Here is a 22,613-nt window from a genome sequence, read left to right on the forward strand (position 1 = left end):
TTCGATGCGACGCTAGGGAGATGGCCACAGCGGCGGGGCTGGAGGCGACAAGTACTCGGCCTGATGTTGCTCGTCTATGTCCCCATCGTGGCTTGTGGCGTGGCGTTAAAGGTTCTCGGAGTGATCCCCGAGTGGGGGTCCATAGCGATCGTCGTTGGTGGCGCCGGCGTGGCAGCGACCGTGTCCCGTGTGCGGTTCCTGGTGCGTGCGTCGACATCCAATGAGTAGCGTCGCGTGGGCGTCATCGCGTAACCGCGCTACTGCGGTCCTGCTTGCCGACAGGCGGGTTACCGGAGCCGACTGAGGCGGACAGCCCTGATGCGTGAGGCGTCAGAGCTGAGCATGCCCAGACGGGTTGCTGCGAACGTCGATCCGGTCTCCGGCCGCGACCGGCCTGCCGCATTGCGCCGTGACCGGTCCGGCCGTGCAGCCGAACGCCCCCGAACACGGATCGGGCCGGTGACTCGTCCCTTTCTTCGGCATGTGATTTAGCGGATGCCGGGCGTGCGCGGGTCCGGACCGAGGCAGGCTTGAATGACGCAGCCCGGCGGGGTATCCGCGAACGGCGGTGCCAACGGGTAGTTCAGGCAGCTGAAGACATTGCAGCCCGGGTATGCCGCGGGCCCGACGCCGAAGACCGCGATCAGCAGATCCGTATCCACGTCCCGGCTCGAATCCGCGCGCAGCGGCGGTTCGACATACGGACCGGGATCGGGCACCAGAGGGTCTTGAAATGCCGCGAACAATCTGCGGAAGAATTCGTGCGGCAGCTCCGCAGTGTCCTCCAGAGCCTCCTCAATACCCTGGTTGCTGACACTTCCGAAGACTCCGGTCCACATCACCGTCAAATCCAGACTCGGCACGATGAAGACGTTCTGCATGCCGAGTCCGACCATGAAATACACGTCAGCGGGCTGGAAGTCCTGGGACTCTTCGCATCCGAGGCCGATCCAGAGCAGGTAGCCAAAGCACTTGTTCGCGGGTGACGGCTGGCGTGCCATGCGCAGATAAGTCTCGGAGACGAGTTGCTGTGTGCCCCAGCGCCCGTTATTGCTGATCAGCAGACCGAGCTTCGCCAAATCGTTCGGCGGGATCATCAGATGGGCATATCCGTAGGTGTGCCCGGCGCGATCGCGCGCCCAGTAATAATCACCGCGTTCGATGCCGAGCGGATTGAAAAGCTCACGCTGCGCAAACTGCTGCAATGGCTCACCGACGGCCAACTCGATGACATAGGCGAGCAGATCGACATCGCGCTCGCTGTAGCTGAATACCGCACCCGGCGGATTGTTCAACGGCACCCCGAGCGCCTGCACGGCAGCATTCGGATCGATCGTAATCACCCCGGTGATACCCTCGGTAAGTATATCCGCCGCCAGGCCGGACGATTCGGTCAGCAGATTCTCCACCGTGATCGACCGATGCTGCTCATCACCGAGTCCGGGCGGCAGATACCGATCGATCGGCGCCTCGAGATCGAGTTTCCCCTGATCCCAGGCTATTCCGGCGAGCAGGGAGACAACGCTCTTCGTCGCACTCCAGATATTCCACGCGACATTGCCGGTCTCCTCGTTCGTCGGCCCCTCACCGATCAGGCAGTTGTGCCGGAACACCTGCACATTCAACCGATTACGCCCACGGGCGAACGTCAAGGCGTCCGCGAGCAGTCCTGAATCCAGTCCAACCTGTTCCGGAGCCGCCCGTTCCGGGTCCCGCCCGGACGACACCTCACACGACAGCTGCTCGGCGGGCGCGGCCTGCGCACCCCCGGCGAAAACGCTCCCAGCGACCATTGATATCGCCGCAGTTCCGGCCAGGAATCTGTAGATGCGACCCATAGCTCGAGGCTATCGCGCCCGACAGCGCCAGGGCGGACAACGGGCTGAATAGGTTCAGCCGAATGCAATCCGGGCGTGCCGCTCGGTGTCGAGTATTCCAAGATTCCTCTTGGAGGACCATGCCCCGCTGTCGCTGGCGCGGCGGCCAGACATGGCGCAAGGCCATCCATCGGATCACTGGACGGGCCTTGTCGGCGCGGGCGAGCTTACTGCTGGCGGATATCAGAGCACTTGATCGGATTCGAAAACAAACAGCTCGCGACAGCGTAGGCAGGTTGGAAGTTCACGTCTCGATGAGCTCATTCGATTTAATATCACGATCATAGATTCACAGGTCTGCGCGATGCAGCCCTACCTACCGAAGGCGCGGGGTGCCGAGTCTCCGACTTTCGTTGCGCGCAAGTCCGATCGATCCGGCATCTTCACCACGTTCATGAAAGCGCGCAAACGCGTCATCGGCCGGGACCGGAACAAGTTCTTCTGATGCATCGGGCTGCAGGTGCTTTGTACCGGAACGGCTCGACAGACCGGGCGGAGTATCCGCAGGTGAAAGTGGGTTTGCGGGGCGGGCGGGGCTCGAACCCGCGACCAATGGATTATGAGATCAAAGAAGCAGAACAGTGTCCTGACCTGCAAAAACAGCGCTTAGCGATCTACATTATCGCGAAATACATTGGTCTTCAACAACGTTCCGTTGATCTTGCTTTAGTGGATCACGTGAGCCCAGAACCCACGGTCGGTTTCACTAGCGGAGCCACCCCTAGTCCCAGGTCTCAAGCTGTGCTATCCCGCCAAAACCGAGGTCATCCAAGGCCCGCAGAATTGTTGTCGAGGGAATACCACGATAGAACGGAGCAGCAACAGGGGCTCCGTTGCTTGCGTGGGTTTCGGAGCTATCTTCGACGACCATTCCGATGACTCGGCCGTCGCCAGCGACAATGGGCCCCCCGCTGTTGCCCGGCCGTGCGATGGCGGAATACAGAAAGATCGGATCCCGCGTCGGCATGGATTCGGACGACGGGTTGACTACCTCGCCTCGTTGGACAGTGATCGTCATCTGGGTGGTCATCGGAACGCGCGGGTAGCCAAACACGTAGGTCTCATCAGCCCATGTCGGATCTCGGAACACCATGCCGGGCAGGGGTTGGAGACCCGTGCCGCTGTCCGCGAACTCCATCTCTATTACTGCGACGTCCAGTTCAGAGTGCACATGTATGGCGGATTTCGCGGCCGCATTGAAAGGCTGGACCGCACAGATCATCCCGATATCCCGTTTCATACCCTCTACAACGTGCCTGTTGGTCAGTACGTGCGAACTGTCAAGTATCAGTCCAGTGCCCCATTGCTGATTAGCATTAGCGCCGGCAGGGTAGCCGGTAATCTGCGGAGTCACGGCACGGTAGAGCGGAATGATCATTTCTGCGCCGAAAACCTCTGACAGCCATAGCCTTCCGTCCCCCTTTGCCTGCAGAGTGGGCACGCCATTGGCGACATAGATCTGACCAGCAAGGGGAAACCGTAGGTCGAACCCGCCTGGGAGAAGAAGACCGACGTTCTCCATTGCCGCTAGGATGCGGGTGACCTCCCCGAGCGCTACCAACAGGTCCACCTTCCCCAAGAAGGTCTGAAAATGAGCAACCGTCCAGGGAAGAATCTTGTCCTCGCTATAAGGTGCACCCGCCATCTCGGCCCACTCCCGGGTCCGGGCAAGACCGAAAAACCGGTGGGCCAGCTCCGCTACCGTTACGCGCGTCTGAAGGTCGGGTCGGCTGTATCGACCTGGTTGCGGATCAGGTGCCGTCCCAGTGCCCGTACTCGTCACGACCGACAACGATATCCCTCGGGGACGACATGATCACTCACTCTCAAAGCTCGATTGGCATAGACCACACGTAATCGGGCCGATCGCGAAGGTTCCAATCGCAACCCGGATCCGTCGGCCGCATCCGCACGCCGCGGCAACGCCGTTGCTACTGCCCTTTCCTCGTCCTTCTGGCTCGCGCCGACGATAGGCAACGAGCGCAAGGTCGAGTTCGTCGAGTTCGTGCTGGTAGGTTCGGCGAGTCGGTTCGGGCACGGTGGTGAGCGACCAGCCGAGGTGCTCGTCATGGGCGAGAGTCAGGCCAAGTTCTCGACCGAGGTCGCGAAATCGCTGGTTGTGCCAGCGGCCTTGGCGGCTGGTGTCTTTAATCCCACGGGTTGTAGCGACGCCGTGTGCGGCTTCGTGCAGCAAGGTGCCGAGTACGTCGGCCGGGCCGCGGTCGAGCCCCTCTCCGCCAACGAACAGTTCATGGATCGTGTACTCGCCCCGGACCCAGCGGTGCGGGGCGAAGTGCCCGTAGTTCAATCCTTTTGCTGTCGCGCCGGATCCGATGGTCAGGACTACCTCGGGCACGTCGGGATGGTTGGCGCGGATGGCCGCCCAGGAGGATTCGAGGGCGGCCACCAATAGCGCCGTGACGGTGTTCGGCGACGGCATGTCAGCTCACCGTCACCTCGTGGCTCAGGGCCTCGGCGATGGCGGCGATAAGGTCGCGCGCGGCCGGTGGGGTGACGGCGTTGCCTGCGAGGCGGACTTGTTCGCGGCGGGTGCCGCGCATAATGTACCCGGCCTCGAACGCCATGGCCTGCTTGATCTCCGAGGGCTCCAGCATTCGGAACTCGCAGTCCGCGATGTCGGGCGTGATCGGGGTGGCCAAGGCGTGATGGTTTCCGGCGGCGGCCACTGTATCCAGGGGTTCGGCGGTGGTCTTGGCGGTGTTGTGGTTGCGCAGCGGGATCACCATCGCCCACCGGTCTCGGGTGGTCACCGTGCCGTGCGGGACCTCGGTCGGGCGGGCGGTGCCGTGCCCGTAGTAAGGCACCAACAATCCGGTCTCAGAACGGGTGGTCATGGTGCGCATCGGTGCGCCAATCGGATGCGCGTGTTTCCCGTCGCGGCCTTCGACCGGGACGACCAGGGCATCGGTTTCGCGGGTGGTACGCGTCGGCATCGGATACGCGGTCGAGCTCGCGCCCTCGCGCCAGGTACCGCCGGTCGGCACCAACATCCCCACGTATGAATCGCCTTCGACGGTCGGCCGGTGGGCACAGAACTTCGCCAGTCCCGCCTCGATGCGGGCAATGGTCTTGGCCGCCAGCGGTTTCACGCGGTCGCCGATGCGCTGCCCCCGCAAGCTCCAGTCGATCACGGTGGCGGCGGGTAGCCAGTCGGGTTCGACGACATGGTTGCGGCACACCATGTTCGGGCACCGCCACACGTACTGCGCGCGATAGCGGCCCCACCGCTGATCGGGGTTCTTCCACGCCTGCACCGCCCGCACCGGACGTTCACAGCGCGGGCACCATGCCAGGGGTCGGGTCCAGCGATCCAGGTCCGGGCGTTGGTCACCGCGCCGCCAGAACACCACATACATGCGATCGCGCGACTGTGGGGCGGGCGCGCCGGCGGCCTGGGCGTGCATCGAGTTCAGGTACACGGTGTGGTGCTCGTAGCCCAGGGCGTCCATCGCATGCAGCCAGGCACCGAACAGCACCCATTTGGCGGCGTCGACGACGTTCTCCACGATCACCCCGCGATAGCGGTGATGCTCGGTGAACCGCACCACATCCCACATCGTCGCGCGGCTGCGTTCGGCCGCCTCGTCGGGCAGAATCTCCCCGAACAGATCCGGGGTCGAATCGATATTCCGCCGCCGCCCGCGCGCCTGAGAATGATTGGTGCACTCCGGCGACGCCCACAGCAGATCCGTGCACGGATAGCGGCGCGGGTCCACCTGCGACACGTCCGCGCAATCATGGTCGGTGTCAGGGTGATTGGCGTTGTGGGTTTCGATTGCCAGCGCCCAATGGTTGGTCGCCATTCGCACCCGCACCCCCGGCACCAGCACCGCGCCGGAGCTGGATCCGCCTGCACCACAGAACAAATCGGTCACCGTCAACATCGGTGGTCCTTCTTCCAAGTCTGGTTGACACCTAGGTGTCAATCCGGCCACCCGAACGGAGGCGTTGAGTGCGCGCCGTGCCCGTCCCGGGCAGGCCCTGGGCCTGCCCGCTCCGCCTGCTCTTCGCGCCGTAGGAACCGCGAGTGTGAGGGGACGCGCCAAGGCGTGCACGAACGAATTCCGTTTCACCTGCCAGGACTCGCCCACCCAAGGCGACAAGGAATTCGTTCGTGCCGGGCGCGGACCATCACAATCTCGCGGGGACGGCGCGATTACAATGCGGCGCGCACTCACTCCCGCTGCAGCACAAGCTGATTCGATTCAGCGACCTGCGTCGTATGCCTTCGTTACGATAGAAATCTCGCCAGTCTCTTCGACCGGCGTCCCAGCTCCACCGGGTGGGTGTTCGCGTGGTTACCGATGGTTTCGATCCCGATCCCGATACCAACGCGGATCGTGACGATTTGGTGCCCACTGCCGAGCTTTCGCCCGATGTCGCAGCGATGGTGTCTCGCGGAGAACAGATCCGCGACTGGTTGATCAACCTCATCGAGAGCTACGGACACAAACGCCCGCGCGAGGCGGCCATTCTCGCTCGTCGACTCGGCCTTCGTGGTGACCCGCCTGAGACTCTGGAACAGATCGGCGCGCACTACAACCTGTCTCGGGAACGCATTCGCCAACTCCAGCAACGAGCGGTCACCCAGGTGGCACGCAAAGCGCGCGTGACAGCAGACCCGCTCTTCTCCTTGCTCAACGACGTCTACCAGAGCGTCGACACCGACGAGGCATTGGCGCAGATCTTGGCGATGGAGGCACTCGCTCACGGCGAAGACTGTCCGGCCCGGGAGATGACCGCCATCAAATTGGCGGTCGCGGGGTATCTCAGCGACGATCGCCGTCGGCTCTGCGACCTCACCATGAAGCAGTTGACCGCCCTTCGACGCGAGAGCCGCCAGCAATCACGTTCGCCGGAGCAGCGGGCCACGAAGCGGATTTCACGCTGGCTCGACACCGTTGACTGGCCCGACCCCGCAGAAGATGATCATCGGTCCCCGGAGCGGCCACCGACCACGGCAGCGCGACAAATCGACGTGGACGATGAAGGCCGCGGTGTGTTCTACCTCGACAAGGTCGACCGCCATGTTGCCTATGATTCCGAGTCCGAACTTCGATTCCTGCGCTTGCTCGACGCGAGTGATCTCGTCACCTGGTTCCGTGAACAACCCTGCGCTGTCCCCTACGAGCTTCATGGCTATCCGAGGATCTACTATCCCGACGTCGTCGTGACTTTGGCGGACGGTCGGGTGATCCTGGTCGAGGTCAAACCATTGTTCGATCTCGCGCTCCACATCAACCAGGTCAAGTTCGCCGCTGCGCGCCGATACGCACACTACCGCGGGTGGGGCTGGCACATCTGGACCGAAGGATCCATCGGCATCGCCGAACTCCGATCCCGACCCGTCGACCCTGTTGCCGAGCAACAACTTTCCCAACTGCTGGCTCAGCGGCCCGCCCGCTGGGGCGACATCGTCCAGATCCAGGAACAAACCGGTCTGACCAATCTCGACCTGTCCACTCTCGTACTCCGCCACGGCTGGCGTCTCGACCGCACCCCGTTCCAGCTCCGCGCACACTAACGACCGCGCTCGATGCCCCAACCCTGGCGCGCCGTCGATTGCTCCAACGCTGGCAAAATTCTCCTTCGCCTGCGCGAACTGTTCTGACGCTGTGGAATTGACACACTGCACGCTGGGTGTCATATGTAACCCAATCAGAGGTATAGTCGTGCACGTAGCTGAAGTGGCCAGCCACTTACTACCTGGTCAAATGAGCAGAGCCCCCGATGACAGTCGGAGGCCCCGCTTGACTAGTGGGTTAGCGAACCAGTAGCCAGTACGACGCAGGCAAGGCGAGAAGTACAGGCACTGACACCCTCACAGAAACCTCGGCAACCATCTGGTTGACCGAGGTTTTTGTCGCTTTCCCACGCCTTCTCCGACCTCGTGATCGGTTCGGGCGTTTGTTGCGATGATGCTTGTGCTTCACGTGATCGGCTTCCAATCAAAGCATCCGTGTGCCGCCCCGGCTGGGGAGACCATCACGGCCGGGGTCGCGAAACCCCGTACAGGATCCGTAGATCATCTGCAGATCCCTTGGCCGGAAGCCGAGTCCCGTTGGTTGGCACCAACGCTGGAGCAGAGTCTACGTGATCGACAACGCCTGGATCGTGATCAACACCATCCGCCCACGGTTCTCGGCTATCACAAAAATGTCATCACGTAACCTATTGCTTCGCAACGCCATCCATGATATTAGCATCCACTTTGGGCACAGCGGGCTCACGCACAGTGGCTCACTGCTGTCTGGGATCCCTTCTCACACTGCTCATTTCATGCGGCTGCGTCTCCCATGGCATGTACTGATCGCCCTACATCGCCTTCCAACCCATACGGACTCCACCCGACCCACCTCTCAACCCAAACCAATTGTTCTTTCTCTTCTCTTTCCCTCTCCTCTTCTTGATCTTCTTCTCTCTTCCTTCCTGCTGACCTGCTTTTCTCTCTCCTCCGTCTCCGTTCCCGAGGACACCAAACTCACACGAATGTGGGGGTTTGGTGTCCTCGGGAACGGAGACGGCCACCCACTCAAACCGGCAGGTCAGCAGCAACATTGGCCCTGAAAGCAGACCGACTGGTGGTTCAGGGATTTTTCAGGGTTCTTTCCTGGGCTTTTCAGAGCTGGTTCCGGTCGCCGTGGCTGGCTGAATGATGCCAAAAATCGGTACGACCGTGCACGATTGGCCGGTAGCCGCGTGGCCCGCAACGCTGATCTGGCTGGGCCGAACTGATCAGGGATGTGCCTCCGGCGGACACCGCTGCGGGGAAGACTCCGGGCGCTGATCGGTGGATGGTGGCGTGGGTGGTGCGGTGTTGGTGCGGTCTTTCCCTTGCGGCGCGGACGGGTCTACCACCCCCGCCCCGCGGCCGGCGTGGTGTCGTCGGTGTTGGGCGGGTTGGCTGCGGTGCCGCAGGGCAGGGGTGGTTGAACGACCCTGCGCCGCAAGGGGAAGACCGCACCGGGCCAACGCCCGAGGAGGCGGAATGCCCAGTTTGCTTCTACATGGCTGTCGGTACCACCGGGCATACTCCCGCGACATCGACGGTCATAGATGCCCGCCGACTTCAGCGATCGTTTCAGCCATACCTCTCTGGAGGATCGATTGACCGAGTTTCGTGATCTTGCGTGTTCAGAATGCAGCAAGCCGTTTCAGCAGCCCATACAGCGCGGAGGGCGCAAGGCATACACCTGCTCTGCCGAATGCAAGAAGGCTCGTGCCAACAGGCGGTTCCGTGAGTCATACGTTCCGATCTCTGACAGACGGAAACGGGGCACCAACCAGCAATGCGAGGTCAAGGGCTGTGACGTTCGTGCGATAGCAAAGGGGCTCTGCCCGATGCACCACGCGCGTTCCCTCAAGTCTGGGGATCCGGGGCCCGCGGTTCCACTTCGTCGAACATGCTGGGTCGAGGGATGCACGGACAATCTGTACATCCGGGGATTCTGTCGACTGCACTACACACGGATGATCAATACGGGTGATCCCGGTCCGCTGCGACGTAAGAAGAAGCCAAATGGCCAGGGGCGCAGTATTGTTCGAGGCTATGTCCGGATCGCCACGCCGGATGGACGCAGGATGGATGAACACCGGTGGGTGATGGAGCAGCACTTGGGTCGGAAGCTCACCGAGTTCGAAAACGTCCATCACAAGAACGGGATCCGAGACGACAACCGGATCGAGAACCTTGAGGTATGGGTCAAACCGCAACTTGCGGGCCAACGGGTTGAGGACCTGATCACGTTCGTTGTCGAGGCATACCCAGAGGCCGTGGCGGCGGCGCTGGCGGGACGTCCGCATCCGTTCGGTATGTGATCTTCTCGCGACCGCACCATCGTTGCCCTACGCAGATTGTCATAATGAGAGAAGCGCTGCCCGTGCCAACCTCCAATTGGCACGGGCAGCGCCCTATTTCCATCTGGACTTAGTACAGCTCGCTCGATTTATTTGCTCATGCGCTGGCCTGCATGGTCTGTTTGCGTCCGGTGGCGGGCTTCCTCGCCTCGCCGCCGTTGGGTTTGAACTCGTCGATCCCGTCGCCGGCCTGCTGGTTCTGACCCTGGTTCTGGCGTTGCCGGTTGACCTGGACGCGAGCGAACTTCATCGACGCGGCCACGTCCTCGGCGTGCAGTTCCCACACGGTCTGTTTCTGGTTGTCCTGATCGACGTAGGACCGCTGTTGCAGGGTTCCCGACACCACGACCCGGTCGCCCTTGTGCAGGGACTCGGCCACGTTCTCGGCCTGGTCGCGCCAGACCTGGCAGCGCATGAAGTTCGGTTCCCCGTCCTCCCACTGCTTGCTGGCCTGGTTGTAGGTGCGCGGGGTCGAGGCGACGGTGAAGTGGGCGACCATGTTCCCGTTCGGGGTCGCCCGCAGCACCGGGTCCGCTGTCAGGTTGCCCGCCACCGTGGCCTGGATCTTGTCACTCATGATCAGTTCTCTCCTTGTTTTCTCCGTTATCGGATCCCCCGGCGATGAGCCGGAAGTTGTTGGACCCCACCGCGATCGGCGCGGTCTCGGATGCCGACTCGGCCGAGCCTGCCGAGGATGCCGACTCGACGGTCGACTGCTGGTGTTCGGCGAGGATGCGGCCGACTGTGCGGGCGCTGCCGCCGATCGTGGTGGCGATGACGGTGGCGGGCACCTGCTCGGCAGCCAACGCCAGCACTCGGGCGACCACCGCAGGGTCTCGCCGCAACTGCCGCTCCCGACGGCCGGAACGACGATCATCCATCGGTCGGCCGCCGGTCTTGGGTGCGGTGGCTGCCTCGCTGGTAGGCGTGGGTGCCGAATCGGCAGGCGGCTCGGCCCCATCGTCGGGGATGCCTGGTGCCGATTCTGTTGCGGTGGTCGCCGATTCGGCAGGCTCGGTCATGGCCAGCAACGCGAACCCGGAGACCACCATCAGCCCGTCGAGCACGAGCGGGCCGACCCCGGCACCGAGGCTGCCGTATCCCCACCGGTCCAGCACATCGTGGACGTGCCCGTAGGAGATGATCGCGGACCCGAGTGCGACGGTGCCAGCGCCGCCGTATCGGGCCAGCTGCCACCAGAATCCGGGTTGCCACCGTACCCGGGACAGCACCTCGACCGAGATCAGCAGGGCGACGGGCCAGACCGCGGACCCGATTTGCGCGGCGATGTCCGGCCGCCATCCGTGGGGCATGTGGTCGGCGGGTAGCCAGGTGTGGAGCCAGTTTGCGGCCACGCTGAGCACGGAGCCGAACACGAACCCCGACCATGCCGCCACACGATCACCACGTAGATGGATGCTCATTGCTGCATCACCACCTGCGGTCGCGGTGCGCCCTGGCAGGGGATGCGGGTGATCAGCCGTTCATGCTCAGCGTCGAGCACGTGCGGGGCCGCGAGATCGAGGGCGTCGTCGACCTCGACTTCCAGCTCGTGCACCAAGTGCTGCAACCGATCCCGTTCATCGAGTGCGTGGACCAGCTGGCCGGCGAGCTCGGCTCGATCGACCCGCAGCGTGGCGTTGTCCAAGCGCAGGCGATCCCGCTCGGCCTCGGCGTCGGCGAGCCGGATCGCGAGCCCGTCGCGTTCAGCCTCCATCCGCGTGAATGTCGCCGGTACCGCGTCCGTGGATTGGGCGGGGTTGTCCCACCACAGCTGCCGCCAGTCCGCCGCGAATCGAGGCGAAGCCTCCCAGGGCGCGGCCAGCATCTCAGATTCATCGGATAGCTGTTGCTGCACGACCGGATCGGTGGTGGCATCCATCTGCTCGTGCAGTCCTCGGATGCGGGTGAACGCCTGCCACATCCATTCCCGCACGGCCGTGTTCACGCCCTGGCGTCGCGCCGCGGTCATGACTCGGCCTCCATCTGCGGCGGTTCCTGCCAGGGCCGGTAGACCACCTCGTTCGCTGGTCCAGCGGGTTCCTCGTACACATAGCCGTCGATCGGCGGAGCATCGGCGCAGTCCGGTGGTGCCTCGATGATTTCGGCCGGATAGTCGAGGGCTTCGGTGTCGGTGTACTGCGCGTCGGCGTGCTCGGTCTCGGTGGCCTCTTCGTCGACGCCGGCCCACCAGGAGATCTCGTGGACCGCGATCCGCGCCATCTGTCGGTGCCCCGCGGGTAGCTGTTCGGCGTCATCGAGGATGCTCTGCCGATACCGGTCGATATCCTCGGTGACTTGGGCTGCCTGCTCGGCGGTTTCGTCTTCGTAGGGTCCACGTTCGGCGAGCATTTCGCTGTAGTGCTCGATGCGCTGCCACAGCGGCAACTGCGCTTCCCCGGCATTGAGCGCGCGGACGTAGTCCTCGCTGGTCGCGTACCCGGCTTCGGGTTCGTCGTGGCGGGCTCGCGCAGCCTCCAATTTCTGTGCGAGCCCGGTCTGTTGCTCGACGGCCGCGGCCACCTCGATCAGCAGACGATTCTTCTCGGCGGTCAGTTCACGCACCTGCGCGGCTTGCGCCAGGATCATGGTGCGCGCGTTGTGGTCTCTTCCGCCGCGGGTGGTGAGGGCGTAGCGCAGTTGCATCCACGCACTCATCACCCGGGACACCGATCGTCCGGTTTCCTGGCTGATCTCGTCGACTTCCGAACCCGTCATCACTGACCCCCTTGCTGGAACAGGGGCGGCGGCACCTGCCGAGCGGGTTCCGGCTCGCGGTGTGATGTGTAGCTACTTTCCACCCAGCTCTGGAAGCTCTGCCGATCGCTGATCACCGAAGCCGGGTTGGCGTCGGGGCACTCCCACCCATACAGCGCCTGGGACTCGATGCCACTGACGAGAGCGCGGGCACGGTCGGTCTCCTCGGTGTCCAGGGCGTCGCCGTGGTCGAGGGTGTAGCGGATCCGCGACACTGACAGCGACCAGCCCGACCCCAGATAGCCGTCCGCTGATTCCTGCGGCAGCCGCTCGAACGCCTCGAACAACTGCTCACGACCCATCACTGGACCGAGCCGGAACTCCTCCTCATCGCGCAACGCCAACGTCGGAACCAGGTCACGCACACGTTCCTTGTCGGTCTTCCACTGCTCGTACTGCGCGGTGTCGGTGATCAGCGCCCAGGGGTCGGGCTGGAAGGTCATGTCGCAGTGCGCGGCGTGTTCGATCCGGTCCAGGACCTGGCGTGCCTGCCAGCTCTCAGTGCCGGTGAGATCGGTTGTGCGAGACAGGCTGTAGCGGATCCTGTCCGCGTCCTCGGACCACCCCCATTCTTGGACATCGTCGACCACGTACTTCTGCAGCCGATAGAACGCCTTGCGTAGGTCTTCGCGGTTGTAGACCTTGTAATGGGTTTCCTCGTAGGACGGTTCGGCGGGGGCCGGCAGATACACGATCTGCGGCCCGCATTGGGAATGGTCTTCCCGCTTGAAGGGGTTTCGCCACATGGGTTGTTCTCCTTGGGTTTTCGATCGATTCGGATCAGAACGGCGGCAGATCGACCGCCGGTTCGGGCCGCACCATCGGCCCGGATGGGGCGGGTTCGGTGCGGGTGAGCCACCGCCACACCGCGCTGACCACGGTCCCGGTGCCGCGGAGCACGACGACAGCGCGGGGGGATCCGGCGCTGAGCCAGATGCCGTACCCGATCCACCCGAGCCCCCACGCGCTGACCGGGACGGTCGCGGTCGCCGGCGCACCGGTCGCAGCCACCGCGATCAGCGCGGGAGTCACGACCGCCGTGGCGGTCATGGCGGCGCGGGCGTGCAGGACGCGCTGCCGCAGCAGCTCTCGACCGCTGGGTCCGTAGGCGGTGTCGGGATCGATATCGCAGGCGGTCAGCAACTCCTGCAATGGCTCCCACAATTGCCGGTCCCAATCGATACCCAGGTCCGGCTCGTCCTCGTCGGGGTTCATTCCTGTTCCTCCTTCTTCTTCGGGGTGGGTTTCGGGCGTCGCCGCGGCGGCTGCCCGATCTCGGCACGACGCGCTGTCGGCTGTGACTGTGCGGACTTCTGCTGCGGCACTGCCGTTTTCACTGAAGTGATGGTGTGGTCGGGTTCGGGTTCCCGGCGTGCCCAGTCCGGGTAGGGCAGGACGGGCAGTTCGTCGAGATCGAGTGGGGCGACCTGCCCCCAGATCGCGCGCAGCCCTTTGACGTAGACCGCCTGGCCGGGTTCGAAGCGGCGCAGCTTGTTCGGGTGCACCAGCATCGTCTCGGAGGTGTTGAGGGTGCCTTCCGCCCCGAGCCGGGAACCTTCGAGATGTCGGGAGGACTCCCACACGGTGCGGGTGCCGTACTTCTCGCACAGCTGCGATTGACCGGTGCCGCGCATCCCGATCCACCCGCCGGAGGTCGAGTTCACGATGCGGTGGCATTCGTCCTCGCTGGACCCGAGCCCTTGGAAGGACTGGGCGGCGTAGATCATCGAGCACCGCAGTTTGCGGGCACGTTCGATGATGTTGATCGCCCCGATATCGCCCTTGGCGTCGGCGAGGGCGGAGGCTTCGTCCACGATCAAGCGGATCCGCCGATCATGATTCGAGGCGGCGTACTGCATCACCATCGCCAACACCGCCGCCACCTGCGCCCGCGCGGTCTCCTTCCTTGTCGTGCCGGGCGCGCAAATGTAGAGGGCATCGAAATCACCGATCGCTCGGCCGCCTTCGAAGGATTCGCCGAGGGTTTCGAACAGATCCCGCAGCTTCCCCGCCACATCCGCCACCGCGGGCGGCTTGGACTCGTTCAGCGCGTCGATCTCCTCGCAGATCGCCTTGTCCTTGGCGTAGAGCTTCTTCAGCTCGCTGGTGGTCAGGCGTTTGAACAGCTCCTCGCGTGAGGTGGGTTTCGCAACAACCACGCCCGCATCGGATCTGGCGGTCCCGACCACGAGGGAGATCACGCGGCGGCGGTTGTTCTCGAAATGCACCTGGCTGGCGTCGGTGGCCGGTGCCGGGCACAGCATCGCCTGGAACGTCTCGGCCATCTCCGGCTTGTCCATGCCGTAGGCATCCAGGCGGGTGGTGATCGGGAACAGGCCGATCCGGCGCGGGTCCACCCCTTGGCGGGTCATGGTCTGCACGAACCGTCGTCCGGTGTGCAGGTCCCCGCCGCAGTCGACGAACACCGTCAGTGGGCGTTCCTTGCGGGTTTTCAGGTATCGGTGCCAGTCGTGGGCGTACAGGGACGCCGAAAACCGCAGCAGCAGCGTGGTTTTGCCCGACCCGCTGTCACCGGTGATCACCAGGTGCTCATCGACGGCCTTGGTCGGGATCGCCAGCCAATGCTCGCGCCGCTGCGCCAGGAACCCCAGCACACTGCGATGGCGGTTATCGCCGACGTGCGAGCAGCGTCCAAGGACGACCTTGCCGGGCAGGACCAGCGGTGTCGGATACCGCACCGCACGCCGTGCCGCGGCAGCGTCGGCATCATCGAAGCGGCGCGCGATGCGGGCGGTCTTGTCCGGCGAGCGATGCCCGACGGTCACCAGACGGTGGTAGTAGCGCGACCACAGCCACGCCGAAATCGACCACGCCACCGGAACCCCGAGCACCGCCATCCCCACCGCACCACCAGGCCACCACCCGCCGGCGGCTACCTGCGCGCCCTGAGTGAACGCGTGCAGGGGCGCGGTCGGCGTCCACTGCTGCACCATCGCGGTCGCGGGCATCACCGCCGACCCGAGCGCGAGGTTGCGCAGCCGCGCCGGATGCCACCGCCAAATCGTCGCCGCGGTCAACAGCGCCGCCCCCGACACCGTGCTGAACGCACCCCCGGTCGAAAGCACCTGTGCGGCTTCGGACACCGCGTGCGCGGTCGGCAGGTGCAGGGTCCAATGGTTTTCCCAGCCCGCCGGAAGATCCGGTACCCCGGACGGCACCCCGGGCGGCTTCTCGGCCCCGAGCACTTGCGGCAACCCTGTCGCCTTGGTCGGCGAGGGCGGCACTGTGGGCTGTGCCAAAGCAGCGACGGTGGGTTCCGGGGTGGTTGTGGGTGCGGGCAGCATGGTCCACCCTGGTACCGCCGGCGGGGTGTAGCCGCAATCGGGTTGGAACGGATAACAGGTCATTGTCAGCTCACCTCTTTCGAATCGTTTGAGCCGGAAAGGAATTGGTCGAGGTCACGGATGTCGAGGGTGTGCAGAAGCTCGCCGTGTCCGGCGTCGGCGAGCTCGGCCACCGCGGTGTCGAGACCCTGGCGGACGTCGGTGCCGCGGGTGAAATAGACGACGCCGGACAGGTTTCGGGTGCGTGCGGCCTCCAATGCGGCACGCACCGTCTCCGCCAACCGGCCCCCGCCACGCTTGCGGGTCAGCTCCACCTCGACCGCCCACCGATCCCCCGCACCATCACGGAACTCGCCGTCATGGACGTGGTCACGTGTGGCACCCGCCTCCCACAGGTACGCACCGCGCCGGCGCAGCAGCCGCTCACTGGTCCACACCTGCGGATCCAGCTCGCGGCCTGTCAGCGCCAGCCTCAGCTCGCCCAGGGCGCGCAGGTGGTTGACCGTGGACAGGCGCGGTGACCACGGACCCGGGTCGAAACCGGTGAAACTCCAAGTGGTTTCGCGGGTTGTCCACAGCCACAACGTGTTCGACCACACCCCGCCCGGTCCCATCGACGGGAACCGCCCGGTGTGCACGAACCCCGCCCGCTTCCAGCCATGCGCCAGCTCGTACATGCGGTTGAGCGCGACCTCGCACACCTCGGCGGCCAGCCCGATCGGTACCGCGTACTGCTGCGCCGACCACTCCCAGAACATGGCATTGCGCGCGCTGGTCATTGCTGGGCCTCCCATCGACGTGAGCCGCACTGCCGACGGGCCGACCAAGTGCGGGCACGCTGGGCGGCGTCGATCACTTGCTGTGGGGATTCCTCGCAAAACCAGCCGAGCACGAAATAGGCTTCGACCTCGGATAACTCATGAATCGCCTCGTTGGCCCGGGTGGACAGCGCCTCGTGCTGGTAGTGCTGCTCGTCAGTGATCGGCACGGCCGTGGACTGGATCTCGGTGTCGGCAGCGAAGATTCCATCGACGGCACCGATCAGTTGATCGGTCTCGACAGCCTTGTCAGCTGCGGCGATCAGAACTTCTGGTGCCCACCCGGACAAGAACCCCACTGCGTAATCGCGCTGCTCGTCGGTCAAGGCGTTCCAGCGCCGCCCGGCGGCCACGGTGACCGGGTTCAGGCCCTCGTGCGGGTCAGTCGATGCCGCGGTCATCGCGTCACCTCCGGCATCTGGTCCCATGCCAAGCCGTCGAGCTCGCGGCCCGCGGCCTTCGGTGTACGCCCGCCCCACTGCTTGAAGAAGAACGGCACGCCGGCCTCGACACACTGATCACGCAGATCCCGCGCCCAATCCGCAGCCATCACGCGCGCATGCGGACCGGACTCACCGCCCACGATCACCCAGTCCAACGCCGGCCGCGGCTGCCAGTCGGCGCACGCACCGCCACAGGCGCATTCGAAACAGTCCGCGTCCTGCGGGCGGCGGCACCCACACCCGTCCGGACAGGAATCCGGGAACAGGAACCGGTCGATATCCAACGGACCGATCAACGGCTCACACGACAGGAACCGCACCGCCGCAGGGACTTTCAGCAGAGCATCGATGCGGTGGGTCACCGCGCCGTTCTCCACCGAGGTCCCCAGCCACAGATTCGGCGGGAACACCAGACCACGCTCGACCAGCCGCCGCACCCGGCCCGGCCGCTTGGTCAACACCTGATAGGTGTGCTGCGGGGTCGCGGCGATCACCTCGAACACCGCGTGCACGAAGTCCTCGCCCACCTGCCCGTGGAATAGATCCGACATCGAATTGACGAACACCAGCCGCGGCCGAGGCCACCGACGCGGAATCTCCAGCGCGGCAGGATGCGTCGTGACCGCGAACCCCGGCCCGGACGTGCGGGGATCCCCGTCACGCTGATACTTGGCCGCACCCATCGCATTCAGCCGCCGCGCCATCGCCAGCGCATAGCAGTGATCACAGCCCGCGCTGATCCGATCGCAGCCGGTCACCGGATTCCAGGTGACTTCGGTCCACTCGATCCCGCTCATCGCGTCACCCCCGAACCCACGGGCCACAACGAGACGGTGGGCGTGGGGTGGATGCAGTCGGTGCGGGTGATCTCGTCAGCGCGGCAGATGTTCGGCGAGGGAACATACGTTGGTTCCGCCACCCACACCGCGGTGCACGCGACTGCGCCGATCACCACCAGCACCGCGAGGATTGCCAGCCGCAACGGCGGCGCGACGAACCACAACGGCTGATACACCGCGGTGACGTCGTACTCCGGGCCGTGATAGTGGAACAGGGCATTCACCGCAGCACCCCCCGCCGCCGCAGCAACAGTCCCGCGGTGCCGCCAATCACGACCGCCAGCGCCAGCAATCCGAACGCGGTGAACAACGTCCACACCACCGCCGTCGCGGTGACCGAGAACCAAATGGCGCGCATCATTCCTGGCACCGCCATTCGTTCTCCACGGCCTCGCCGTCGTGCTCGTCGATCTCGGCCCACAGGCGTTCCTGGGCGGCGATCTCCGCTCGATGGCGGATGCACGAATCCGTATGTCCCTCTTCGCTATCGCTGGGACCGGTGTACGGCCCGTAATCACTGATCAACCGGTCGCAGGAGCCACACCGCCAGGTCATCCGCCGGGAATCGAACCTGTCCGGCTCGGCCGTGACGTACTCGAACGCCCGCTCGGCCGGATCTCCGTCGATCATGTCCAGATCCAGTGCTTCGCCGATCTGCTTCCACGATCGACCCAGCGCGCGGGCCTGCCGCACGTACCGATCCAGCAGCCGCTCGGCCTGCCGCACAGTCCGGATCGCGACGTCGATGCCCTGCACGGGGTCGACCGGATCCGGCATGTTCGAGGACAGGCCCGCGCCGATCGAGCGCATCACCACCGCGCCCTTACCGAACTGCGCGCGCAGCTCCTCGTGCACGGCCCGCTCGACCGCCCATTGCAACCGGTACCGATCCGCGTCGCTCATGGCCTTGTTCTTTCTGCTGGTTCCGGGATTTGTTGGTGGGGTGGTCATCTCGGCTCCGGGAAGTTGTCCTTGGTGAACCCACCCTTGGGGCGCTGCAACTTCGACACCGTCTTGCCGCGCCGCCACAGATTCCAGGCCCACACGACCAGTCCGATCTGATCCCGATCATTGGTGCGGATCCTGTTGGTGTGCAGGTGATCCAGCCGCTGCCGCAGCGCCAAGATCGGCGAGCCCGCCGGCAGCCCCACCAGGCTGTCCCACAACCGCAGGAACTCCGCTGCGGCGTCCTCGTCGACCTCGGTCAACCGGATCAGCACCGCGCACGCCACCGCGGGACGGCACTTCAACCGTGACGCCACCGAGGTGAACCGCTCGGCCAGCGCCACCACCTCGGGATAGACCGTCGCGAACTCCACGATCCGCGTGGTCGACACGACGTTGGTGTGGTCGCTGAACAGGTTGCCTTCCAGCCACGGGATATAGACCCGCAAGGCGGCGGCCACCATTGTCGTGTTGTGGCCCCGGATCCCGGAAATGGTGAGCTGATCGGCAGGGGTACGTTTGGCACCCTGATCCATCGTCACCTGGGTCTCGCGAGACAGGTTGCGTACCACCAGGATCGGAAACTTCATGCCACTGGTGCGAGCGATCGCCGCCAAGCGGTGCTGCCCATCCAACAGCTCGCCATCGGAGCTGAACTTGATCGGCTCGCCGTTGAACTGCCAACGGCCCGAGACCATGTCGTCGTAGTACTGCTGCACCCGCGCCTGACGCAGCGGACGGTTGTTCGGATTCAGCTCCAGCATCTGCCGCGCCATCGGGCCATCGATCTCGACGACTTCACTGATCACACGGTCACCGGGCTGGCTACCGGCATCGTCGGGGTTCACAAGGTACATGGGTCATCCCTCCTGGGAATCCGTTGTGGGGGTGGGCAGGCGGTCGATGACGGCCTGGATGGCGTCGCGCGCCTGGATAAGGTCAAAGCGGTAGCGATGCGCCAGTTGCTCGGCGTTGCGGTCGAACCGGTCGTCGGCCGCCAATCGCGCGAGTGATTCGGCCCGCTTGAGCAGGTCATACCGCACCGCGTCGAATGCCTCGACGATCGGACGACGGCGGCGGGCAGGTGGCGTGGCCTTATCGGCAGGATCTTCGGACGAACCACCATCGAGTGATGCAACAGGCTCTCGCTCAACGGGTTTCGACCGGTACGCCTTGCCGTCGTAACCGACCACCGAGTCAGGTGTTCGATTTTGAACACCTGTCGCTTCGTTGTGAACAGTCCCGACGCTCAAGCCGGTCGCCGCTGCGATCGCGCGAGTGCTCATGCCGAGCTCACGCATCGATGCCACGATCTCCTGGCGTTCCTCCCGGGGGAGCTGCAGCCGACAGCTGCCGAATTCTTTGGTGCAGTATTCATCCCAAGAGCTGTAGCCCAGGGTCTTCCACACCCGATCGAGGTATGCCTGTGTGACAAGTCCCCAGACCACCTCGACTCCGGCCTTGATTCGTTCGGTCAGCTCTTGCGCGGTCTCGATGGTGAGAGTCATTGGGCTGCACCGCCTTTGTCGGAGCCCCGGGACCTGCGCCGACGGGCCTGTGCGGATTTCAGGGCCAATCGGGTGTAGTGCGCTTTGCGCGCATGCTCAGCACGACGAGCACGCTCATCCGGCGGTAGTACGCCGTCCGGATCGACCTGCTTCTCGAACTTGCTCTCCATCGCCTTGCGCGCCTTGGCCGTTCGCGCCGCCCGATCGTCGGTCTTCGCCCACGAAGCATGGGCGGCGATCCGAGCTTGAAGAACCCGATCGTTGGGCGTGGTCATGCCGCACCGCCCGTGGGTTTCGGAGCAACTGGTCGTGCCAGCCCTAGAAGCTCCTCGCGATCAATCCGCCACATGCGGCCTTTTACCCGAAACCCTTGCAAGTCACCGGATTTGATCCAGTTCTTGATGGTTCTCGGATCGACTTCGACGAGGGCCGCAGCAGTCTTGAGACTGATCAGATTCTGCGCTCTAGGCGGGTCGAAGGACGGTCGGTCGGTGGTAACCAACAGACTCACTCTCCTTGGTGGAAAAGAGCGGAAATGGCTGTCATCTCCGCGTGAATGGCCCCACTGGAACACCCCTTGCAGTAGACGCCATTAGGGCTGGTTCTATTGAAGCACCGCCAAGGAGTCGGATCTATAGGACCAGCTCTAAGTGGCCGAATGTGTTGATTGATAGAATATGGCTAGTTCTAATAGCAAACCCTCCGCGATCCGGCGACCAGAGAGCATTCGAGAGACATGAGCGGATACCGAGACGTGGCAGCGAACCTGCGCGATGCCATCAACCAGGGCGAATATCCGCCTGGGACAACGCTTCCCAAGCAAGAAGAGCTGTCCGAGCGATACGGCGTCAACATCAAGACGATTCGCCAAGCGGTTGGCGTACTGGAAGCCGAGGGCTTGGTGACACCCATCCGTCGGCGCGGAACAGTAGTCCGCGAACGCCCGCCCATGCGCCGGCTCGGGGCCGAACGCTACTCGAAGAAGAAGTGGAAGTACGGCGACACGGTCGCCTTCATTGCAGACCGTGAGGCATCCGGTCGACCGTGGAATCGGACCGATCAAACCCAAACAGTTGCGTTGGTGGAAGCCGACGCCGAGGTTGCGGAAGCCTTTGGACTGGAGCCCGGTTCACCTGTCTACGAGCGAGCTCGGTTGGTACGCGATGCGGGTCAACCCACCCACATTCTCACGAGCTACTACATCCCTGAATACGTCGAGGGAACCCCTCTGGTAGACCCAACCCCCGGCCCAGCCGGGCCTGGCGGTGGATTTGCAGTGCTGACGCTGCAGGGATACGAACCTGATCACATGACTGAGACGGTGTTCGCTCGCATGCCGACGCCCGAGGAGATCGACACCCTCGAATTGCCTTCCGGTGAGCCGGTGATGATCCTGAAACGTCGGACCTACACTGCGAATGATCTCCTCATCGAGTTCGCTCGCGGGGTCCATGCGGCATCCCGGTTCGCATGGACTTACGACTTCAAACTTCCCGAGTAGAGGACCGCGGATGCCGACCACGACCCTGCCGGAGGAACTCCGCTCCGATGTCGAGACCCTCTGGGAGTACAGCCAAATGCACCACGTGCTGCGGCCTGTCGACGTGGGAATCGGCTTGGGCAGCCATGATCCCGGTGTGGCTACTTACACCGCCGAGCTGTACCACGAAGGCATGTTTCCACTGGTCGTGTTCACCGGGGCCAACGCCCCGGGCACGATCGATAAGTTCCCGCGCGGCGAGGCGGTGCACTTCCGTGAGACTGCGTTAGAACTCGGTGTTCCCGACGATGCAATCCTGGTCGAGCCCAAGGCGACCAATACCGGAGAGAACATCGACTTCACTCGGTCGCTGTTCGATAGTCGTCCTGAGCTTGGCCCGGTTCAATCGGTGATGCTGATCTGCCGCCCCTATCAACAGCGCCGGAGCTACGCAATCTGCCGGAAGCGGTGGCCCGAAGTCGACGTAATCTGCGGATCGCGTCCACTCCCTCTCGATGACTACATCGAGACGATCGGCGACGTGGACCGCGTGATCAACATGCTCGTCGGTGACACCCAACGTATCTGGGTTTACCCGGCGAACGGGTGGGCTGTCGACCAGGTCGTGCCCAGCGATGTGCAGGAAGCGTTTGCGCACTTGGTTGATGCGGGGTTCGACCGCCGCTTGCTTCCCGAGTAGGCGTCGTACGTACAGTTGGCCTGTGAGCCGAAACCCAGCGCTCTACCTCGATGATCGGGACCG

26 protein-coding genes and 1 pseudogene are annotated in these 22,613 nt (G+C 64.2%); 6 read left to right on the forward strand and 21 right to left on the reverse strand.

Annotated features, from left to right (window positions below):
• Positions 1-488: 488 nt before the first annotated feature.
• A complete protein-coding gene (locus tag ACIRRA_RS13425) occupies positions 489-1,613 on the reverse strand; it encodes a serine hydrolase domain-containing protein (protein ID WP_402767038.1) in 1,125 nt (374 codons plus the stop codon).
• A 505-nt stretch (positions 1,614-2,118) separates the two neighbouring features.
• Here ACIRRA_RS13425 and ACIRRA_RS13430 point away from each other — a divergent pair.
• Positions 2,119-2,322 (forward strand): annotated as a pseudogene (locus tag ACIRRA_RS13430) (hypothetical protein); the annotation flags it as partial.
• A 276-nt stretch (positions 2,323-2,598) separates the two neighbouring features.
• On the opposite strand, the gene ACIRRA_RS13435 reads toward ACIRRA_RS13430, so the two are convergent.
• The 3 genes from ACIRRA_RS13435 to ACIRRA_RS13445 form a co-directional block, all read right to left on the reverse strand.
• On the reverse strand, positions 2,599-3,522 hold the full coding sequence (locus tag ACIRRA_RS13435) for a serine protease (RefSeq protein ID WP_402767041.1): 924 nt from the start codon (positions 3,520-3,522) through the stop codon (positions 2,599-2,601).
• 171 nt (positions 3,523-3,693) lie between these two features.
• Positions 3,694-4,317, reverse strand: coding sequence for a hypothetical protein (locus ACIRRA_RS13440; RefSeq protein ID WP_402767043.1), 624 nt, complete (start codon positions 4,315-4,317; stop codon positions 3,694-3,696).
• A 1-nt stretch (position 4,318) separates the two neighbouring features.
• The gene (locus tag ACIRRA_RS13445; protein ID WP_402767046.1) at positions 4,319-5,782 is read right to left on the reverse strand and encodes a DNA cytosine methyltransferase; all 1,464 of its coding nucleotides are present in this window, start codon (positions 5,780-5,782) and stop codon (positions 4,319-4,321) included.
• 410 nt (positions 5,783-6,192) lie between these two features.
• Between ACIRRA_RS13445 and ACIRRA_RS13450 the strand changes: the two genes are divergently transcribed.
• The 3 genes from ACIRRA_RS13450 (at position 6,193) to ACIRRA_RS13460 (ending at position 9,716) form a co-directional block, all read left to right on the forward strand.
• Positions 6,193-7,422, forward strand: a complete 1,230-nt coding sequence (locus ACIRRA_RS13450; protein ID WP_402767048.1) for a TnsA endonuclease N-terminal domain-containing protein — start codon at positions 6,193-6,195, stop codon at positions 7,420-7,422.
• 569 nt (positions 7,423-7,991) lie between these two features.
• Entirely contained in the window at positions 7,992-8,465 is a 474-nt protein-coding gene (locus tag ACIRRA_RS13455) for a hypothetical protein (protein WP_402767050.1), read from the forward strand.
• Positions 8,466-9,368: 903 nt separating this feature from the next.
• Positions 9,369-9,716, forward strand: a complete 348-nt coding sequence (locus tag ACIRRA_RS13460; RefSeq protein WP_402767053.1) for an HNH endonuclease — start codon at positions 9,369-9,371, stop codon at positions 9,714-9,716.
• Between the two features lie 136 nt (positions 9,717-9,852).
• Here ACIRRA_RS13460 and ssb read toward each other — a convergent pair whose 3' ends face one another.
• The 17 genes from ssb to ACIRRA_RS13545 are packed head-to-tail and all read right to left on the reverse strand — an operon-like array spanning position 9,853 to position 20,872.
• Positions 9,853-10,332 carry a single-stranded DNA-binding protein gene (gene ssb / locus ACIRRA_RS13465; RefSeq protein WP_402767056.1) on the reverse strand — a complete coding sequence of 160 codons (480 nt, stop codon included), beginning with the start codon at positions 10,330-10,332 and terminating at the stop codon, positions 9,853-9,855.
• Entirely contained in the window at positions 10,325-11,179 is an 855-nt protein-coding gene (locus ACIRRA_RS13470; protein ID WP_402767059.1) for a hypothetical protein, read from the reverse strand. The genes ssb and ACIRRA_RS13470 overlap by 8 nt, the downstream gene beginning before the upstream one ends.
• On the reverse strand, positions 11,176-11,727 hold the full coding sequence (locus ACIRRA_RS13475) for a hypothetical protein (RefSeq protein ID WP_402767062.1): 552 nt from the start codon (positions 11,725-11,727) through the stop codon (positions 11,176-11,178). The genes ACIRRA_RS13470 and ACIRRA_RS13475 overlap by 4 nt, the downstream gene beginning before the upstream one ends.
• The gene (locus tag ACIRRA_RS13480; protein ID WP_402767065.1) at positions 11,724-12,473 is read right to left on the reverse strand and encodes a hypothetical protein; all 750 of its coding nucleotides are present in this window, start codon (positions 12,471-12,473) and stop codon (positions 11,724-11,726) included. The genes ACIRRA_RS13475 and ACIRRA_RS13480 overlap by 4 nt, the downstream gene beginning before the upstream one ends.
• Positions 12,473-13,258 carry a hypothetical protein gene (locus ACIRRA_RS13485; RefSeq protein ID WP_402767068.1) on the reverse strand — a complete coding sequence of 262 codons (786 nt, stop codon included), beginning with the start codon at positions 13,256-13,258 and terminating at the stop codon, positions 12,473-12,475. Before ACIRRA_RS13485 ends, ACIRRA_RS13480 begins: the two co-directional genes overlap by 1 nt.
• A gap of 34 nt (positions 13,259-13,292) precedes the next feature.
• The gene (locus ACIRRA_RS13490) at positions 13,293-13,727 is read right to left on the reverse strand and encodes a hypothetical protein (RefSeq protein ID WP_402767071.1); all 435 of its coding nucleotides are present in this window, start codon (positions 13,725-13,727) and stop codon (positions 13,293-13,295) included.
• Positions 13,724-15,880 carry a hypothetical protein gene (locus tag ACIRRA_RS13495; protein ID WP_402767074.1) on the reverse strand — a complete coding sequence of 719 codons (2,157 nt, stop codon included), beginning with the start codon at positions 15,878-15,880 and terminating at the stop codon, positions 13,724-13,726. The genes ACIRRA_RS13490 and ACIRRA_RS13495 overlap by 4 nt, the downstream gene beginning before the upstream one ends.
• Positions 15,881-15,882: 2 nt before the next feature.
• Positions 15,883-16,596: a hypothetical protein gene (locus ACIRRA_RS13500; RefSeq protein WP_402767076.1), complete on the reverse strand. Its 714-nt coding sequence runs from the start codon at positions 16,594-16,596 to the stop codon at positions 15,883-15,885.
• Positions 16,593-17,036, reverse strand: coding sequence for a hypothetical protein (locus tag ACIRRA_RS13505; protein WP_402767079.1), 444 nt, complete (start codon positions 17,034-17,036; stop codon positions 16,593-16,595). The genes ACIRRA_RS13500 and ACIRRA_RS13505 overlap by 4 nt, the downstream gene beginning before the upstream one ends.
• On the reverse strand, positions 17,033-17,875 hold the full coding sequence (locus tag ACIRRA_RS13510; RefSeq protein ID WP_402767081.1) for a DUF5131 family protein: 843 nt from the start codon (positions 17,873-17,875) through the stop codon (positions 17,033-17,035). Before ACIRRA_RS13510 ends, ACIRRA_RS13505 begins: the two co-directional genes overlap by 4 nt.
• Complete coding sequence (locus tag ACIRRA_RS13515) at positions 17,872-18,141, reverse strand: hypothetical protein (RefSeq protein ID WP_402767082.1); 270 nt, start codon at positions 18,139-18,141, stop codon at positions 17,872-17,874. The genes ACIRRA_RS13510 and ACIRRA_RS13515 overlap by 4 nt, the downstream gene beginning before the upstream one ends.
• On the reverse strand, positions 18,138-18,278 hold the full coding sequence (locus ACIRRA_RS13520; protein WP_402767084.1) for a hypothetical protein: 141 nt from the start codon (positions 18,276-18,278) through the stop codon (positions 18,138-18,140). The genes ACIRRA_RS13515 and ACIRRA_RS13520 overlap by 4 nt, the downstream gene beginning before the upstream one ends.
• Positions 18,275-18,820, reverse strand: coding sequence for a hypothetical protein (locus ACIRRA_RS13525; protein ID WP_402767087.1), 546 nt, complete (start codon positions 18,818-18,820; stop codon positions 18,275-18,277). Before ACIRRA_RS13525 ends, ACIRRA_RS13520 begins: the two co-directional genes overlap by 4 nt.
• Positions 18,821-18,864: 44 nt before the next feature.
• A complete protein-coding gene (locus tag ACIRRA_RS13530; protein ID WP_402767090.1) occupies positions 18,865-19,719 on the reverse strand; it encodes a hypothetical protein in 855 nt (284 codons plus the stop codon).
• Between the two features lie 3 nt (positions 19,720-19,722).
• Entirely contained in the window at positions 19,723-20,370 is a 648-nt protein-coding gene (locus ACIRRA_RS13535; RefSeq protein ID WP_402767092.1) for a hypothetical protein, read from the reverse strand.
• Positions 20,367-20,645 (reverse strand): hypothetical protein, encoded by a 279-nt coding sequence (locus ACIRRA_RS13540; protein WP_402767095.1) that lies wholly within the window; start codon positions 20,643-20,645, stop codon positions 20,367-20,369. Before ACIRRA_RS13540 ends, ACIRRA_RS13535 begins: the two co-directional genes overlap by 4 nt.
• Positions 20,642-20,872: a helix-turn-helix domain-containing protein gene (locus ACIRRA_RS13545; protein WP_402767097.1), complete on the reverse strand. Its 231-nt coding sequence runs from the start codon at positions 20,870-20,872 to the stop codon at positions 20,642-20,644. The genes ACIRRA_RS13540 and ACIRRA_RS13545 overlap by 4 nt, the downstream gene beginning before the upstream one ends.
• 252 nt (positions 20,873-21,124) lie before the next feature.
• On the opposite strand from ACIRRA_RS13545, the gene ACIRRA_RS13550 reads away from it, so the two are divergent.
• Together ACIRRA_RS13550 and ACIRRA_RS13555 are read left to right on the forward strand one after the other, a co-directional pair.
• Entirely contained in the window at positions 21,125-21,871 is a 747-nt protein-coding gene (locus ACIRRA_RS13550; protein ID WP_402767100.1) for a GntR family transcriptional regulator, read from the forward strand.
• A 10-nt stretch (positions 21,872-21,881) separates the two neighbouring features.
• Positions 21,882-22,550: a YdcF family protein gene (locus ACIRRA_RS13555; RefSeq protein WP_402767103.1), complete on the forward strand. Its 669-nt coding sequence runs from the start codon at positions 21,882-21,884 to the stop codon at positions 22,548-22,550.
• Positions 22,551-22,613: the final 63 nt, after the last annotated feature.

It is taken from the genome of Nocardia sp. NPDC101769, assembly GCF_044766925.1.
Taxonomy (GTDB): Bacteria; Actinomycetota; Actinomycetes; order Mycobacteriales; family Mycobacteriaceae; genus Nocardia.